Annotated in this window: 11 protein-coding genes; 8 read left to right on the forward strand and 3 right to left on the reverse strand. The window is 70.2% G+C overall.

Going from position 1 to position 15,949, the window contains the following annotated elements:
* Positions 1-12 precede the first annotated feature (12 nt).
* Positions 13-771: a SurA N-terminal domain-containing protein gene (locus tag CcI156_RS07435; protein ID WP_076804977.1), complete on the forward strand. Its 759-nt coding sequence runs from the start codon at positions 13-15 to the stop codon at positions 769-771.
* A 12-nt stretch (positions 772-783) separates the two neighbouring features.
* On the forward strand, positions 784-1,968 hold the full coding sequence (gene mazG, locus CcI156_RS07440; RefSeq protein WP_076804978.1) for a nucleoside triphosphate pyrophosphohydrolase: 1,185 nt from the start codon (positions 784-786) through the stop codon (positions 1,966-1,968).
* Between the two features lie 295 nt (positions 1,969-2,263).
* Here mazG and CcI156_RS07445 read toward each other — a convergent pair whose 3' ends face one another.
* On the reverse strand, positions 2,264-3,847 hold the full coding sequence (locus CcI156_RS07445; protein ID WP_254847306.1) for a glycoside hydrolase family 26 protein: 1,584 nt from the start codon (positions 3,845-3,847) through the stop codon (positions 2,264-2,266).
* A gap of 809 nt (positions 3,848-4,656) precedes the next feature.
* On the opposite strand from CcI156_RS07445, the gene CcI156_RS07450 reads away from it, so the two are divergent.
* The 6 genes from CcI156_RS07450 (at position 4,657) to CcI156_RS07475 (ending at position 11,353) form a co-directional block, all read left to right on the forward strand.
* Positions 4,657-5,511, forward strand: a complete 855-nt coding sequence (locus CcI156_RS07450) for a sugar phosphate nucleotidyltransferase (RefSeq protein ID WP_076805071.1) — start codon at positions 4,657-4,659, stop codon at positions 5,509-5,511.
* 20 nt (positions 5,512-5,531) lie between these two features.
* Positions 5,532-6,980 carry a DUF4910 domain-containing protein gene (locus CcI156_RS07455; RefSeq protein ID WP_139341440.1) on the forward strand — a complete coding sequence of 483 codons (1,449 nt, stop codon included), beginning with the start codon at positions 5,532-5,534 and terminating at the stop codon, positions 6,978-6,980.
* Positions 6,977-7,759 carry an IspD/TarI family cytidylyltransferase gene (locus CcI156_RS07460; protein ID WP_076804982.1) on the forward strand — a complete coding sequence of 261 codons (783 nt, stop codon included), beginning with the start codon at positions 6,977-6,979 and terminating at the stop codon, positions 7,757-7,759. Before CcI156_RS07455 ends, CcI156_RS07460 begins: the two co-directional genes overlap by 4 nt.
* The gene (locus CcI156_RS07465) at positions 7,722-8,645 is read left to right on the forward strand and encodes a hypothetical protein (RefSeq protein ID WP_023840069.1); all 924 of its coding nucleotides are present in this window, start codon (positions 7,722-7,724) and stop codon (positions 8,643-8,645) included. The genes CcI156_RS07460 and CcI156_RS07465 overlap by 38 nt, the downstream gene beginning before the upstream one ends.
* On the forward strand, positions 8,642-9,427 hold the full coding sequence (locus tag CcI156_RS07470) for an SDR family oxidoreductase (RefSeq protein WP_011438308.1): 786 nt from the start codon (positions 8,642-8,644) through the stop codon (positions 9,425-9,427). Before CcI156_RS07465 ends, CcI156_RS07470 begins: the two co-directional genes overlap by 4 nt.
* Before the next feature lie 369 nt (positions 9,428-9,796).
* A complete protein-coding gene (locus tag CcI156_RS07475; RefSeq protein WP_139341441.1) occupies positions 9,797-11,353 on the forward strand; it encodes a hypothetical protein in 1,557 nt (518 codons plus the stop codon).
* Between the two features lie 335 nt (positions 11,354-11,688).
* On the opposite strand, the gene CcI156_RS07480 is transcribed toward CcI156_RS07475, so the two are convergent.
* Together CcI156_RS07480 and CcI156_RS27470 are read right to left on the reverse strand one after the other, a co-directional pair.
* Positions 11,689-13,263 carry a Wzz/FepE/Etk N-terminal domain-containing protein gene (locus tag CcI156_RS07480; protein ID WP_011438310.1) on the reverse strand — a complete coding sequence of 525 codons (1,575 nt, stop codon included), beginning with the start codon at positions 13,261-13,263 and terminating at the stop codon, positions 11,689-11,691.
* Positions 13,264-13,499: 236 nt separating this feature from the next.
* A complete protein-coding gene (locus tag CcI156_RS27470) occupies positions 13,500-15,911 on the reverse strand; it encodes a hypothetical protein (protein ID WP_076804987.1) in 2,412 nt (803 codons plus the stop codon).
* Positions 15,912-15,949: the final 38 nt, after the last annotated feature.

Genomic DNA, 15,949 nt, shown 5'->3' on the forward strand with positions numbered 1-15,949 from the left:
CCGTCTCGGCTCGTGAAGCTTTCCCGTCTCCTCGCCGGTGTCGGGCTCCTCATGCTCGTCGGTACCGGGTGCACGACCCATGCCGGGGCCGCCGCCCAGGTCGGTTCGCAGACCATCGGGACCTCCCAGCTGCGCGGCATCGTCGACCGTGGGCTCAAGGCCGCGCAGACGGTACCGATCCCGCAGACCTCGCAGTCGGCGTCGCAGAGTCTCAACCGGGGTGAACTCCAGCGACGAACCCTGACCACGCTCGTGCAGCTCGAATTGATCTCCGGTGAGGCGAAGCGGCTGGGGATCTCGCTGACCGGCCAGGACATCGCGTCCTACTACCAGGCGTACGCGATCCTGCAGTTCGGCAGCGTGAAGGCGTTCGAGCAGCGAGCCGCCGCGGCAGGCTTCGCCCAGCAGGACGTGGCGACGATCGTCCGCTCGGGAGCGTTCGAGTCGGCGCTCGGGGACAAGATCAGCCCGGGTGTCCTCGCCTCCGACGCGGACACCCGCGCCCAGTACGACAGCATCGTCGATCAGATCGGGAAGATCCCTCTCAGCTACCGGCAGGCCAAGCCCTACCTGGCTCGGTTCCTGGTGGCGGAMAAACGGGCGACGAAGGTGCGTCCGCTACTCGCGCAGGCCGAGTCCCGGGATCCCATCTCGATAAACCCACGATTTGGTACCTGGGACACGAAGCAGTTCGCCGTGGTCGCCGCTGAGGGCTCGATCGCCAGCAAGCCCGCGCCCACGCCGATCCTGGACCTGACCACCCGATCCTGAGCGGACGGCGACATGTTGATGCGGATCACCGTGGTCGTCACCAGCCCCCGGGTGGCACCGGGAATTCTCACGGCCCGGGCGTGGGATGTCGTGCGCACGGTGCCCGTCCTGACCGCGAGCCCCACGCATCCTCAGCTCGCCGCGCTGCGGGCGGCCGGTGCGACCGTCCTGATCGTCGATCCCGGCGATCCCGGCGATCCCGGCGGTCTGGCCGGCGCGGTGACCCTCATCCGGGCCGCCCTGCCTGATCCCGCGGCGGCCGAGGTCGCCTGGCTACCCGATCCGCTTGCGCCGAACATCCTCGACTGCCTCCTCGACGAGGCGAGTGGATCCGGGGAACGCAACGATGCCGGCGTCGACGGGGTGACCGGGGTCGAAGTGACGAGCCTCGTGGCCACCAGGGAGCTGCCCGGCTCGAGCCTGTTGGACGCCGTCGCGGTCATGGACCGCCTGCGGTCGCCGGGCGRCTGCCCCTGGGACGCCGAGCAGACGCACACCTCGCTCGCACCGTACCTGGTCGAGGAGACGTACGAGGCGTATCAGGCGATCGAGGACGGCGATCTCACCGAGYTGCGCGAGGAACTCGGCGACGTGCTGATGCAGGTGCTCTTCCACRCTCGGATCGCCGCCGAGCGCGCCGACGACGGCTGGGACGTCGATGACATCGCGGCCGGTCTGGTGGCCAAGTTGATCCGCCGTCATCCGCACGTGTTCGGTGACGTGGTCGTGGACGGTCCGGCGAACGTCGTCGCCAACTGGGACGCGATCAAGGCGGTCGAGAAGGGGCGCGTCTCGGTGACCGAGGGTGTCCCACTCTCCCAACCGGCGTTGTCCCTCGCGGCCAAGCTGCTGAAGCGGGCGGCCGGCATCGGCGTCCCGGCGGATCTCGCGCTGACCGGGACGGCCGCGTGGGGTGTGACCGACGCGGGCGATCGGGTCACCGAGATCGCCGCCACGGCCGCCGTACTGGCCCGGTCGGGCACGGCGGGGGACGACCTGATCGGTGATCTGCTCTTTGCCGCCGTCGCGCTCGCCCGGACGGCCTCCGTCGATCMGGAGCGGGCCCTTCGGGCGACCGCCCGTCGCTTCCGGGACCGGCTGGCCGCCGTCGAGGGCACAGTCCGTGCCGAGGGCGCCGATCCGGCTTCCCTGTCCGACACCCGCTGGCGCGCAATCTGGCGGCAGCTACCCGGGTAAGCACCGATCACCGGCGCCCGATGCCAGGGAGTACCGGGTTGGCGAGCCTRATCGTGGGCGGGGCGTCGTGGCGGGTGCCGCGCTGGCCGGGCTTCTTGACCGGGTACTGGTTGTGGCGGGCGCGGCGGACGCGGCGGACGACGCGGGGTCTAAGATGCCCGTCTTCACCGCCGTGCCCATCGTGCTGAGGACTGCTGTCCGCCCCACGCAAGACCGTGTCCTGCGATACCCCCGCAGCCCGGGCCACCAGGCGAACAGGGACGAGCCAGCCCCGGCAGGGATCAGCCCCCAGGGATCAGCCCCAGAGCCGCTGGTACATCGCCGCCGCCGCGGGATTGATGGTGGGGTCGACCAACGAGGAACGGACGTTGTTCGGCACGGCATCGGGGAAGTACGCCTCGTAGGCGAGAATGTCCGCGTTACGCACAAACGTCTCGTGCATCTTCTCTATATAGACGGGGTTGTCCCCACCCGCGGCCCCGACCCGACCCGCCTTGGTGCCCTGCTGRCTGACCACGCCCCACTCCGGCACCGAGAACAGCTTGTGATGGATCCGCGCAAAGATGATCACCTGACAGAGACCGCCGGTCTCGTTGCACTGGTTGTCGAAGTCAGCGTAGGTCGGGCTCGGCGGGTACTGGTCGTAGCTGTCGACCCCGATGACGTCGACGTACTGGTCACCCGGGTAGAGATCGAAGGCGCCGACCGACGTGGTCGAGCCGTGGGCGTTGAGGTTCCAGTCGATGCGGACCCGCGGACTGGTAGCCTTGATCGCCGATGAGGCGTTACGGAAGCACTGCACCCACTGCTGCGGGTCCGTGGCCRCCCACGCGAACCACAGCCCGTTGAACTCCCAGCCCAGCCGGACGAACGAGTCGCCCCGCTCCATGCTCACCAGCCAGCGGCCGAACTGCCGCCACTCGGCGTCGTAGCGGCCGGCCGCGCAGTCGGCGAGGTTGCCCTTCTCCGGCCCCTCGTCCGGAAAGAGCGGCTGGCTGATGACCCATGTGCCGGAGAACCCGGCGAAGGTCGAGGCGCCGCGACCGATCCAGGGCTCGACGATCGCCCGCCAGCTGGACCGCTCGGTGTACATGACGACGACGTCGTTGGGCCGGCCACGGAATTCCGCCCAGCGGTTCGCCTGCGCCAACGTGTGCGCGGCGACCCCCGTGGGAAACTCACCGGTCGTGGCGGCCCGCTGCACCCGGGGCACGGTGACCGGCGGCTGGACCCCCGGTGCGGGCGAGGGGCCGGAGCTCGGCGACCGCGCGGGCGGCGACTGCGGCGGGGGCTGCGACTGCGGGGCGGACGTCGGGCCGCCGGCCACCGTGTCCGTGGGGTGTCCTCCGGAGGACACCAGAACCCAGGCGGTCAGGGCGGTCACGACCGCGATCGAGACCGCGACAAGCGGGAGACGCGGGATTCGRCCGGCTCGGCCCCCCGGGCGCGCAGCGATCCAACCGGCGACGCGAGACAGACGACCCGGGCCAGGTTCACCGCCGCCGTCCGCCCGAACACGCGCGTCCGGCACCGGCCCGTCCCAGACCGGCACGTCCCGGGCCAGAACGTCCCGGGCCAGAACGTTCGTGTCCGGCGTGTCCAGCCTCTTCCCGGCCGGGGCCTGCCGCCCGTGCCAATGGAACACGGTCGTGGTGGCGCCGTCCGGACGTGCCCGCACCGGGTCCGGCCGGTCCCCGCCGGGGGCTGTGACCGGGCCGCCATCCGCGTCGCGAGGAGCGCCGTCGCGGCGGATGTGGACCAGCTCGGTGGGGGAACCCTCGCTAGGGGAACGGAGGATCCGCGGCGTCGTGTCGCTTCGGCGACGGCGCAGCGGGAGCAGCCGGGCGTCCGGCCACTCGCCCCGGGACGGGGTCGGCATGCCGGCGCTCCCACCGGCGGGCCGCCGATCGGCCGAACGGGGCGGGTCCGTCTCGGAGTGATGCACCGTGCCGTCCTGGTCCGAGGATGGCGATCCGGCCACCGGCCAGCGACCAGCGACCGGAGGGTCATCCGACCAGGAGCGCCCGCGCACCCGCATCACCCCAGTCGTACATTTCTATCTATAAAGTCATTTTTACTCATGTAGTGCAAAAGTGCGGCCAAGCGCGACACTCTCCCCGATCCGGTGGCTCGCAACGAGGTCCGCCATCACCGTCGACACCTGAGCCGAGGCTCGTTCGGTAATCCGAGAGTGATCGCTAAACAGTAACAACCACCGACGAAGTGCACCTTCGGCGGCCTCGGCTTATCACGCAGTGCAACGATCAGCCATCCGTAGACCAACCCTCCCGCTCCGAGAGAATTGTTCGACACGCGCACCCGACCCACCGAAACCGTCATCCGGTCCCGGAGCCAGGGAAGTCAGGGAAGTCAGACGCGTGGGAGGCCCGCGGGGCTGTGGGGTCTATGCCGCATACGCGGGTTCGTAGGGACACCGCCAGCCGGCAAAGGACCATACGGTACCGTTGCCACGGGTCACGCCCGCACGCACGTTCGCGGGCGAGCAGCGACGTCCTCACCCGCGTGGGAACGCGCCGCCCGCGCAGCCGGACCGCCCGGTGGCTGCCCCCACCGGTCACGACCAGCCGGCCCGCGGGACGGYTGCCCCGGATCACCCGGAGCGCGTCGCGGTCCCGCAACGACCAGGCCATTGACGCCCATCCGCCCCGAGTGCGTCCGGACCGGGGCATGAGCACGGGAGACGCAACAGCCTTGAGCATCGAGATCGCCCAGACCAGCGAGATTCCCGACGTGGCGGACATCCMCGTCGTGATCCTGTGCGGCGGGATGGGAACCCGGCTGYGGGAAGCCAGCGAGAAACTACCCAAGCCGCTGGTGGACATCGGCGGCAAGCCGGTGCTGTGGCACATCATGAAGACCTACGAGCACTATGGCTTCCGTAAGTTCGTGCTCTGCCTCGGCTACAAGAGCGATCTGATCAAGAACTACTTCCTCGCCTACCGTGCGCAGGTCGCCGACTTCACCCTCACGCTCTCCGACGACCACACCCCCCAGTTCCACAACACCGTGGGCGACGAGGCGTGGGAGGTGACCTTCGCCGAGACGGGCCTACTCACCGGAACCGGAGCCCGGCTGCGCCGGGTCRCCCAGTACCTGACCGGCCCGMGGTTCATGCTGACCTACGGCGACGGCGTGGGTGCCGTCGATGTCGGCGCGGTGCTCGCCGACCACCTGGCGTCGGGGCGGATCGGGACGGTCACCGGCGTCCGGCCGTCGAGTCGCTACGGCGAGCTGACCACGGACGGCAACGCCGTCACCCTCTTCGCCGAGAAGCCGCCGCAGACCGGCTGGGTGAGCGGGGGATACTTCGTCTTCGAGCGCGAGTTCATCGACAAGTACCTCGACGACGACCCGGCGCTGCTGCTGGAGCGTCACCCGCTGCAGCAGCTGGCCCGGGACAGCGAGCTGACCCTGCACACTCACGACGGGTTCTGGATGGGTATGGACACGTTCCGCGACTGGACCGAGCTGAACCAGCTCTGGGATTCCGGTGCCGCGCCCTGGCGTGTCTGGGCCGGCTGAGGTTCCGGACGGGTCCAGCGATGAGCGATTCCTCCCGCGGCTCCGGCGGTCCCGAGCCGAACGCTTCCCCCCTGAACGCTTCCCCCCCGAACGGTTCCGAGCCCGCCGACGCCGGCGAGTACGCGGCGACGGCAGGCGCCGACCCGGGAACGTGGCTGCACGACCTGGTCGCCACCCTGCTGCCCCCCATGCGCAGCATCACCGGGGACGGTGTCCGCACGACGCTCGCCACCGTCGCGCGGGCGCTCGGCCCGGAGCCCGCGCTCACGGTGCACGAGGTCCCCAGCGGGACACCGGTCCTGGACTGGACCGTGCCCCGGGAATGGAACGTCGCCTCGGCCCGGTTGACCGGCCCGGACGGCAAGACCGTCGTCGACGCCGCTGACAACCCGCTGCACCTGCTGGGGTACAGCAMACCGGTCCGCGCCCGGCTGTCCCTCGACGAGCTGCGCCCGCACCTGTTCTCGATGCCGGACCGCCCGGACTGGGTGCCCTACCGGACCTCCTACTACACCGAGAACTGGGGCTTCTGCCTGACCGACCGGCAGCTCGCCGCGCTGCCCGACGGCGAGTACGACGTGGAGATCGACACCACCCTCACCGCGGGGTCGCTGACCTACGGCGAGATCGTGCTGCCCGGGACCACGGACGACGAGTTCCTCATCACGACCCACACCTGCCACCCGGCGATGGCGAACGACAACTGCTCGGGCATCGCCACGGCCACCCTGCTGGCCCGCACCCTGGCCGGGCTGCCCCGCCGGCACACCTTCCGGCTGCTGTTCATCCCCGGCACGATCGGATCGATCACCTGGCTCGCGCGCAACCGCGACACCGTCGGGCGCATTCGGCACGGGCTGGTGCTGACCGGCCTGGGCGACCGGTCGGACCCGACCTACAAGCGCAGCCGGCGGGGTAACRCCGCCGTCGACCGGGCCGCGGCGGCGGCGCTCGCCGAGACCGGGCGGCCGCACCGGGTCGTCGACTTCTCCCCCTACGGCTACGACGAACGGCAGTTCTGCTCCCCTGGCTTCGACCTGCCCGTCGGCCGGTTCGGGCGCGGCCAGCACGGCGACTATCCGCAGTACCACACGTCCGCGGACGACCTCGACTTCGTGACCCCGCAGTCACTGGCCGACTCGTTCGCGATCCTGCTGCGGACGATCGACATYTGCGAGCGCGACCRCATCTGGCGCAACACCACCCCGTACGGGGAGCCGCAGCTCGGCCGGCGGGGCCTGTACCGCGCCATCGGGGCCACCATGAACCGCCAGGCGATCGAGATGGGCCTGCTGTGGGTGCTGAACCTGGCCGACGGCACGCGCAGCCTGCTCGACATCGCCGACCGCGCGGACCTGCCGTTCGACACCGTCGCGGCGGCGGCCGATGCCCTGGCGGGCGTCGATCTACTCAGCGACGTCACCAGCAGCGACGTCACCAGCGCCGCGCCCGCGGGAGCCCGGCGGTGACCGACACCGCTGTCGCCGTCGCCAACGGTGCGGGGAGCACCGGGAACAGCGGCCCGGTCTGGACGATCGTGCTGGCCGGCGGCGGCGGCACGCGTTTCGGCGGGCCGAAACAGTTCTTCGACCTCGGGGGTGAGCCCCTGCTCGCCCATCCGGTCGCGGCGGCGCGGCCCRCCAGTGACGGCATCGTCGTGGTCGTCCCCGCCGCCCTGATCGGCCACTGGTCACCGCCGGACGGAGTGCGGATGGTCGCTGGCGGCGCCACCCGGGCCGAGTCCGTCCGGGCGGGGCTGGCTGCCGTGCCCGCGGACGCCGGGGTCATCGTGGTCACCGACGCCGCCCATCCACTCGCGACTCCCGCCCTGTACCAGCGGGTCATCGACGAGGTCCGCGCCGGCGCCGACGCGGCCGTACCCGGGCTCCCGCTCACCGAGGTCGTCAAGGAGATCCGCTCGACGGTGCTCGGCAGCCCCCCCGACGACACCCCCCGGTTGGTCACCGGGGCCTCGCTGCCGCGGGAGACTCACCGGCTCGTGCAGACCCCGCACGCCTTCCGGGCGGACCTGCTGCGCTCCGTGCACGCGGAGGCCCGCGAGGCCGTCGAGGACTCGGCGATGGTTGCCGCGGCCGGCGGCCTGGTCGTGGTCGTCCCCGGCGAGCCGGCGAACATCCATGTCACCACGCCGGACGAACTCGCCATGGCCCGGCTGCTTCTCACCCATGTTCGTTCCGAGGGGGAACCTAATGAGTTCGGTACTGGTCGAATCCACGCTGTCCGATGACGAGCGGCGGGCGAGGCTCTACGCCGGCGAGCTGTTCGTCTACGCGCCCAGGCCCGCGACGCGGGAGTTCGTCGAGTTCAGCCGCACCCTGATCCGCGAGGCCTTCGGCGATCTCGACCCCGAGACGGCGCAGTACCACATGCCGGTCGAGGACTACGCGGCCCTGCTCGCCGAGCTGAAGCCACGGTTCATCCACCACCCCACCTGCAAGGAACTGCTGCCGGCGATTCTCGCCGAGCACGGCTGCGACCTGTCGAAGACCTACTTCGACGTGCCCCGGCTGCGGACCTCGACGTCGGACGACTACCTCACCTCGGGCATCGCCTATGCCTTCCACCCGCACCGCGACACCTGGTACTCGGCACCGTTCTGCCAGCTCAACTGGTGGATGCCGATCTTCGACATCGTGCCGGAGAACGCCATGGCCTTCCACCCGCGCTACTTCTCCCAGGGCGTGAAGAACGGTTCCCGCGACTACGACTACTACGAGTGGAACGCGAAGAACCGGGCCGACGCCGCGAAGCACATCAAGTCCGACACCCGCAAGCAGCCCAAGCCCGAGGAGGAGGTGGAGATCTTTCCGCAGACCCGGGTGGTCGCCCCCTCCGGCGGCATAATGATCTTCTCGGCGGCCCAGCTGCACTCCTCGGTGCCGAACAACTCCGGCCGCACCCGGTTCAGCATGGACTTCCGCACCGTCCACTTCGACGACGTGGTCAACCACGTCGGAGCGCCGAACGTCGACGCGGAGTGCACCGGCACGACCATGCGGGACTACCTGCGTGGCACCGACCTGAGCCGGATTCCCGAGGACATCTGCCTGACCTACGACACCGCGCCGCCGCGGGAGGACGCGATGCTGGTGTTCTCCCACCAGAACGCATGACGGCGGCCCCGAACGGATCCGGCGCGGGCGACCCGGCGGCGGACGAGGTTCCGCTCGCCGGGCGGGTCGCCGTGGTGACCGGTGCGTCGAGCGGCATCGGCCGGGCCACCGCGCTGCGGCTGGCCTCGGGCGGAGCCACCGTCCTCGCGCTCGGGCGCGACCAGACCCGGCTCGACGCCCTCGGCAAGGAGGCGAGCGGTCCGGGCACCCTGACGCCGGTGCGCCTCGACCTGACCGATGACGCGGCCGTCGTCGCGTTCACCGCCGAGGTCACGGACCGCTACAGCCGCGTCGATCATCTGGTGCACAGCGCCGGCGCCTACGGAAGCGCCCGGGTGGACGCCGTGTCGCTGGCCGATCTCGACGCCCAGTACCTCGCGAACGTCCGAGCACCATACGCGCTCACCCAGCGGCTGCTGCCGGCGCTGCGGGTCGCCGGGGCCGACCGCGGCGCCGACATCGTCATCGTCAACTCCACCCAGGGCATCCGGGCCGGCGCGGGCACCAGCGTGTTCGCCGCCACCCAGCACGCCATGCGGGGGTTCGCCGACAGCCTGCGCCAGGAGATCAACGCCGACGGCATCCGGGTGACCACCATCCATCTCGGCCGTACGGCGACCCCAAGGCAGGAGGCGATCTACGCCCGGGAAGGCCGTGAGTACGCACCCGAGCTGCTCGTCCAAGCGGCCGACGTGGCCGATCTCGTCAATTATCTGATCCGGCTCCCACCCACCGCGGAGATCACCGAGCTGCACCTGCGGCCGGCGAAGAAGAGCTACTGACGCACTCACGCTGCGCAACGACTCGGGGCCCGTGGGCGCGCCAGAGCCCACGGGCCCCGAGGCCCAGAAGTCCGCCGACGGCGCGGTCCCGGACTCGGGACCGGAACCCCGGGACCGGAACCAAGATCCGGAAGCAAGATCCAGGACCAGGACGAACCGGCCTCCGCGGCCGCGGCGGAGCAGGTCAGCGGTGTAGCGTCCGGGTCCCGGGTGGCCGAGGGCATGTGTCCGCCCCGCCCCGCCGGAATCCAGATCTGCACGGATACGAACCGATGGCGGTCAAGCCTGACGACCGCTATTATTCATCGCCCGTGCCGGGTTCGAAGAGCCCCCCAGCAGCTGGCTGCAAGGCGTGACGGAGACGCAACCATGCGCTCCGGAAACGGCACGGAGACCACCTTGCGAGACGGCACGAGGGCCCCGGATAGACTGAATCGCCCACGCCGTCCGCCCGTAGCGCCAGCTAGCCGACCTGCCGACGTGCGGATGGGCTTCCATCGCCGGACCCCCGTCGCCGGACGCGGCGCCCGGGAGCCCACTGACCAGGAACGGGGGGGACGGGAACCAGTGGTCACCACCACGCTCACGACCAGGATTCCACGGTCGTGGGTGATCCCGACCCAGGAGGCCGGCAGCGGGAAGTCGGTCAACGACGCCACCTTCCGGATGCTGACGATCCTGCTCTTCTGCGAGATCTTCCTGCAACGGATCGCTTTCCCGGTGGGCGGTTCACAGGTCCAGGTAATCCTGCCGATCACCTATGTCTGCGCGGCCTTGATGCTGCGCCGCGGAGGTCTGACGTACAACTCCAGCCGGGTGACCACCTACCTCGTCGCGATGACGGCATGTTCGGCCTCGGCACTCGTCTGCTTCCTCCGCGAGAAGGACGACACGTCCTTCACCTCATTGCTGCTGCTGCTGGCGACGTACGTGCCGTTCGTCCTCGGCCTGCGCGGCGCGGACGCCCGCGCTCTCCTGCCCCGGCTGCTGGACCGTTTTCTGATCATGATCACGGTACTCGCCGGTCTCGCGCTGTTCCAGTTCGCCATTCAGCTCGTCGGCGTTCCGTACACCGACGTCGTCAAGGACATCGTGYCGTCGCAGTTCCTGATGCATGGGTTCAACACGTCCTACCCCGTGCAGTACGGCTCGTCGTTGTACAAGTCGAACGCCTTCATCTGCCTCGAGGCGTCATTCTGCTCACAGTTCCTCGGCTTCGGTATCGTGGTCTGCACACTGCGCAACGGCGGCTGGTGGCGCATGATCATGTTTGTGCTGGCCATCCTGAGCACCGTTTCCGGCACAGGTCTGCTCCTGCTGGCCTGCGCAGGCGTCCTGCTGGCCGTTCACAAGGGCGCCCGATTCGCGCTCACCGCCCTGCTCGGAGTGAGCCTCGTGGCGCTGATCATCAGCTTCACCCCGGCATCGAGCATCTTCGCCGCGCGTGCTACGGAGACATCCTCATCGACGTCCAGCGGCAGCCTGCGCTTCGTCCAGCCGTACCAGCGGACCTGGGACGCGCTCGGCAGCGACCCGATGACGGTGGCGTTCGGCTCGGGGCCCGGGTTCGCCGACCGGGACGCGGCCGCGTTCTTCTACCGCACCGGACTGCCGCTGAACTACGCCCTCCTGCCCAAGCTGATCCTCGAGTACGGCGTCGTCGGGACCACCGCGTTCATCGGTCTGGTGGTGGCGATGTTCGTACGCGGCTCGCAGTCGTTCGTGCTCTCCGGGTCGGTGTTGATCTTCTATAGCGTGCTGTCCGGAGGCCTGCTGGCCCCGGTTGTCACCGGGCTCGGCCTCCTGCTCGTCACCTGGTTCACGGTTACCCCCGAGGAGACCGTCAGGCTCCAGAGGGATCCGGGAGCGCCGTCACCGCGGATCCCACCGGCTCCCGCACCGGGCCGGTCCTTCGCCTCGATCTGACCCAGCGCGCAGCAGGCGCGCGACCGCACGCACCACAGCGCACGGATGGCGCCATCCGCCCATACCGCCATCCCTGCCCGTGCTCGTCTCGCCTCTCGCCTCTCGCCTCTCGCCTCATCTTGGCAGGTAGGGCCATCGCGATGGCCGGAACTGGGACCGGGCGCCGGGACCAGACCCAGGGACCGGAGATACGACAAGAAGCCGCGACAAGAAGCCGGTACAACGAAGGAGCCGGGCGGTCAGATTACGCTGACCGCCCGGCTCGTCATACCGGCGTTGCGACGCCTGGAATCCAGGGAACCTCGGGGTCCCGGACCCTCGCGGCTACGGGCTCTCTAACGCTTGCCGGGGCGAGCGTAGCGGTCGGTGGCCTCCGAGTCCACGCCGCCGCCCCGCTTGCTCACCGCGGCCGAGTCCCCCACCGGGGAATTGGAGGTGATGGTGTCGACCGACGAACGACGCTCCGGGGCCGCCGCGACGGCCCGGCGGATGCCGGTCCGGCCGTCGTGCACGACGCCCACGACTCGCTCGGCGAGCGCCGGCCAGTCCCGCGGCACCTGCTCAAGCTCCTTGAGGCTGGTTTCGGTGGAGGTGATGACCACGACGGCGTCGGCCTGGATGGCGGAGGCCGCGGTCATCGGCAGCTCGGCCAGCGCCGAGGTGACGAGGATGACGAGGTCGACGACCGGCGCCCGGTCGGCGAGGATCGGGGCGAGGCCACCGGGCCGGGCGGCCCGGGCCGGCGACACGCGGTTGTAGAGGATGTGCCCCCGTCCGGTGCCGGACGAGCGTGCCAGGCAGGTCGGCTCGTGCGCCCAGCGAGGCAGCTCCCCGGAGGTCGCCCGGGGCAGTCCCTCAAGAACTCCCCGCACCTCGGACGACGGCGAGGTGTCCAGGATCAGGACGACGCCCTGATCATCGGACCATGCGGCGGCCACGGAGGCGACGAGATCGGCGGTCAGGTCCCCTCGCGACGCCGGGGTGAACGCGATCACCTTGCTCGTCGGGGACATCACCGCGGACATCGCCGAGACCAGGGTCTCGGCCGCGCTGGCGGTGGTCCGTCCCGGCTCCAGGACGGCGATCAGCGGCACGCCCAGGGTGTCGGATGGGTTGTGCGGGTCGAGGATGGTGGGCCGGCGCTGATACATGATCCAAATCGCCGCGATCGAACCGAGCAACCCGACGATCGCAGCGACCAGCGTGTTACGGAACAGGTTCGGCCCGCTCTGGCCTTCGGCGACGGGTGGCTCGGCCAGTTTGATCGACGCGCTCGCCAGCGCGGAGGCGGTACGGGCGGTGGCGATCTGCGTGTTGAGGTTCGCGATCTGCGTGTTGCGGACGGTGTTGTCGACGCTCCCGGCAATACCGGCTCCCTGGCCCGCAGCGGCCTGCTCCGCCACCAGCCCGTCACGAAGTTTGATCATGGCGCTGATATTCGCCTGGCTGTTGGGGCCATAGGTCGTCAAAAGCTTGCTGTAGGCATCCTCGGCCGACTTGACCAGCGCGTCCGCCGCCTGCTGGCTCGGGCCCGTCCCCTTGATGACGAAGAAGTAGCCCTCGTCGGACGGCGAGGTACTGAGCCGGGCGGCGACGTCCAGCTCGGGCAGCTTGAGTTCCTTCGCGATCTCCGCGACGGCCGCCGAGGACTGGGCGAACTGCGCCTGGGTCTGCACGAAGCGGGTCGCGTCGACCGAGTTGGCGCCGAGCGTACCCGAGTCCGTCGAGAGGAAGACCCGGGCACTCGACCGATAGGTCGCCGTCTGCGTCTTGGAGTAGGCGGCCGCCAGAGCCGCGAAGACGACCACGACGATGGCGACAACCAGCAGCCGTGGCTGGAGGATACGAAGCAGGGACGGGGCGGAGGGAGCCCGGCTGGTCTCGTTGCCCGCCTGCACGTTGCGACTCATGACGCACCCGCCACGGACTCGGAACGAGCGGACCGGGCCCGTACCCGGATCGGAGTGCCGGTGAGACGACGCAACGACTCCTCCAGCGGGACATGAAGCGAACTCAATGTGGCCCCCCACAGGAGCATCCGGCCCGTTTGCCGGACCACGGTCTAGATCTGACGGAACCGATTTGTGAGCATAGCCGATAGCGGATAGTAAACGGTCTATAGCTATGACTGACGCCGCGCGGATGCTCAGGTGCCCMGCCCACCACGCCGCGATCCGGTTCCGCGACCAGGCCGGCGAGGGCCGTGCTCCGGAGCGACATCCATACCCTCGACATCATCCACGGGATCCATTCGATGGTCAGATTCGCCAGCGTTCGACCGTCTCGACCGACGTGCGTCGCTCATCCCGGCCCGGCGCKGGCGCGGCAGCTCTCGTCCTCCCGGCCCCGCCGGGGCGGGGTCAGGCCCGGAGCCGCCCCGCGCCGCCCGCAGCGCGGCCTGCTCCGCGTCGTGCTCCCGAGCGAGTCGACGGAGCAGCACAAACCACACCGGCGCAATGGACCAGAAAGCAATGTTATAGCCGACGACCGCACCCCGCGCCTCCCCGACAAGCAACCCAATGATAGGAAAACCAAACAACATCGGCGCAAAGACCGCATTGACCCGAAATGTGATCTTGGCTTTTCCGAGTGCGTAGACCATGCAGGCCGGTCCGACCGGGACCGACGCGGCCAGATAGTGCAGAATCGACAGCCCCAGGATGTTCCTGACGCCGTCCCACGAGTCGCCCAACAACGCCTGGCCGTAACGTTCCGGAAGGAGGTAGAAGATCAGGCTCCACGCCGTGCCGATGGCGAGGACGAGGGCCGAGAGAGCGTAGGCGGCGCGCTCCCGGGCGTGGCGGGTCATGGAGGTCCGCTTGGAGAACTCCGGCAACGCGAAGCTCACGACCCCCACCCCGACCACCGTGGTCGGGCCGAGCAGCGTGCGCGCACCTTGCAGGGCGCCCACCGTCGCCAGCGAACCCACCGCTCCGATCACCAGCAGCGAGGTCTGCATCGCGCCCTGGACGGTGATGAACTCCGCCGCCAGATAGGCGGAGTTCGACTTGTTCCTGCGGAGCCATCGAAGGGTCTCGCCGGGCGACGGCCAGAAGCCGGCCTGGGCTATCCCCAGCAGGGCCGCGACGAGAGCCGAGGCCCCCCAGGCGAGCAGCAGCGGCGGGGATGCGGTCACACCGCGGTGGATGAGCAGGAAGATCCCGAAAATCTGGACGACCGCCCAGACGGTGTCGTTGACGAAGGCGCCGAAGGGCTTCCCCATCGCGAAGAAGACATAGCGCCACGCATCCTGCAGCAGCAGGCCGGGCAGCACGAGGCCCATCGCCGACAACGACGACCCGACCGGGCCGCCGAGGAGCAGACCCGGACCGACGAACGCGATTCCCACGGCCACACCGAAGACGAACGACGAGCCGGTGGTGGCGGTGGCCGCCGCCCGGAAGTCGCTCCGAGTGGCACCCGAGTAGAACATGCTCAGCGGCATGCAGCTTCCGGCGCGGACCAGGCCGATGACGATGGAGAACAACGTGTACGCAATACCGAACGCGCCGTACTCGACGTCGCTGACCTGATGGGCGATCAGGAACGAGACCGCGGCGTTCGTCGCACTGGAGACGGCCTGGTCCGCCAGCGTCCAGATCGCCTTCGACCTGGCTCCGCCACGGCCGCCGGAACCCTCGCGGCCCGGACCCTCGCGGCCCGGACCCTCGTCGCCGGTCAGATCGTCCACCAGGCCGTCGGCCCCGTTACCGGGCCCCGGCCCGAAGGACGCGGCCGCGGCGGCCCGCTCGCCGCCGCCCGTCGCGGCGGGCCTTCGTCGACCGCGGGACCGCGCGGTGCCCGCCCCGGGAAATCGGCCGCCACGCCCGGCGGGGGGCGGCCGCGGAAAGATCTGTGTGCTCTCCGGATCGGTCTCGTCGGTTCGACGCGCCCGCCGGTCCGAGCGGCGATGCCGGGGAGTCTGCCCCTCGACCCGCCGGAGGAGCTCGGTCTTCTCCGCCCGCAGCCGGCGTTGCAGCGCGCTCAGGTCCATCGTGGCGGTGACGACGTCGGGCGGCTGGATCGCGGGCCCGGACCGCCCGGACACCGGCCCCGCGGGGCGGACCGGGTCGACTGGCGGTCTTCCCCCGGCCTCGCCCGACGGTTCTCCCGCCTTCCCGTCTCCCGCCTTCCCGGCCGTTGGCACCCGGCTCACGGAGATCTCGCCCGGGGAAGCGGTGGGCCGTTGCTCCGACGGATCGCCGTGGGGCCGCACCGGGCCGGTCCGCACGGTACCCGGGGGCGGGCGGCGGATCAACGGCAGTCCAGAGACCTTGATGGTCTGCTCGCCCGCCCCGGATTCCGGCCGCGGCGCCGGCGCCGGAGCGGGCTGCGGGCGGATCGGCCCCGTGGACACCTCGAAAACCTCGCCGGGTCGGCGGCCGCCACGGCGTTCGAACCCTTCGCCGAGACGTTCGGTCCGCTCTCCGGGACGCTGCCCGGTCGCCCGCGCGGGACGCTGGGATCGTGGCACGTACCGGGTCTCGTCAGGGGAACCCTCGGGTGGGGAGTCGTCCTCCCCACCCGTGGCTCTCAGGTCCACGTCGATGTCCGTCATACCCGCTCTCTCGACCAGCCCGACCGGCTCAGCCGGCC

The sequence above is a fragment of the Frankia sp. CcI156 genome (genome assembly GCF_001983015.1).
Classification (GTDB): Bacteria; Actinomycetota; Actinomycetes; order Frankiales; family Frankiaceae; genus Frankia; species Frankia casuarinae.

What these genes read in the sequence shown, in the direction of transcription:
- CcI156_RS07480 (WP_011438310.1), bottom strand. Translation starts at nt 13,263, where the DNA reads ATGAGTCGCAACGTGCAGGCGGGCAACGAGACCAGCCGGGCTCCCTCC.
- CcI156_RS07470 (WP_011438308.1), top strand. Translation starts at nt 8,642, where the DNA reads ATGACGGCGGCCCCGAACGGATCCGGCGCGGGCGACCCGGCGGCGGAC.
- CcI156_RS07465 (WP_023840069.1), top strand. Translation starts at nt 7,722, where the DNA reads ATGAGTTCGGTACTGGTCGAATCCACGCTGTCCGATGACGAGCGGCGG.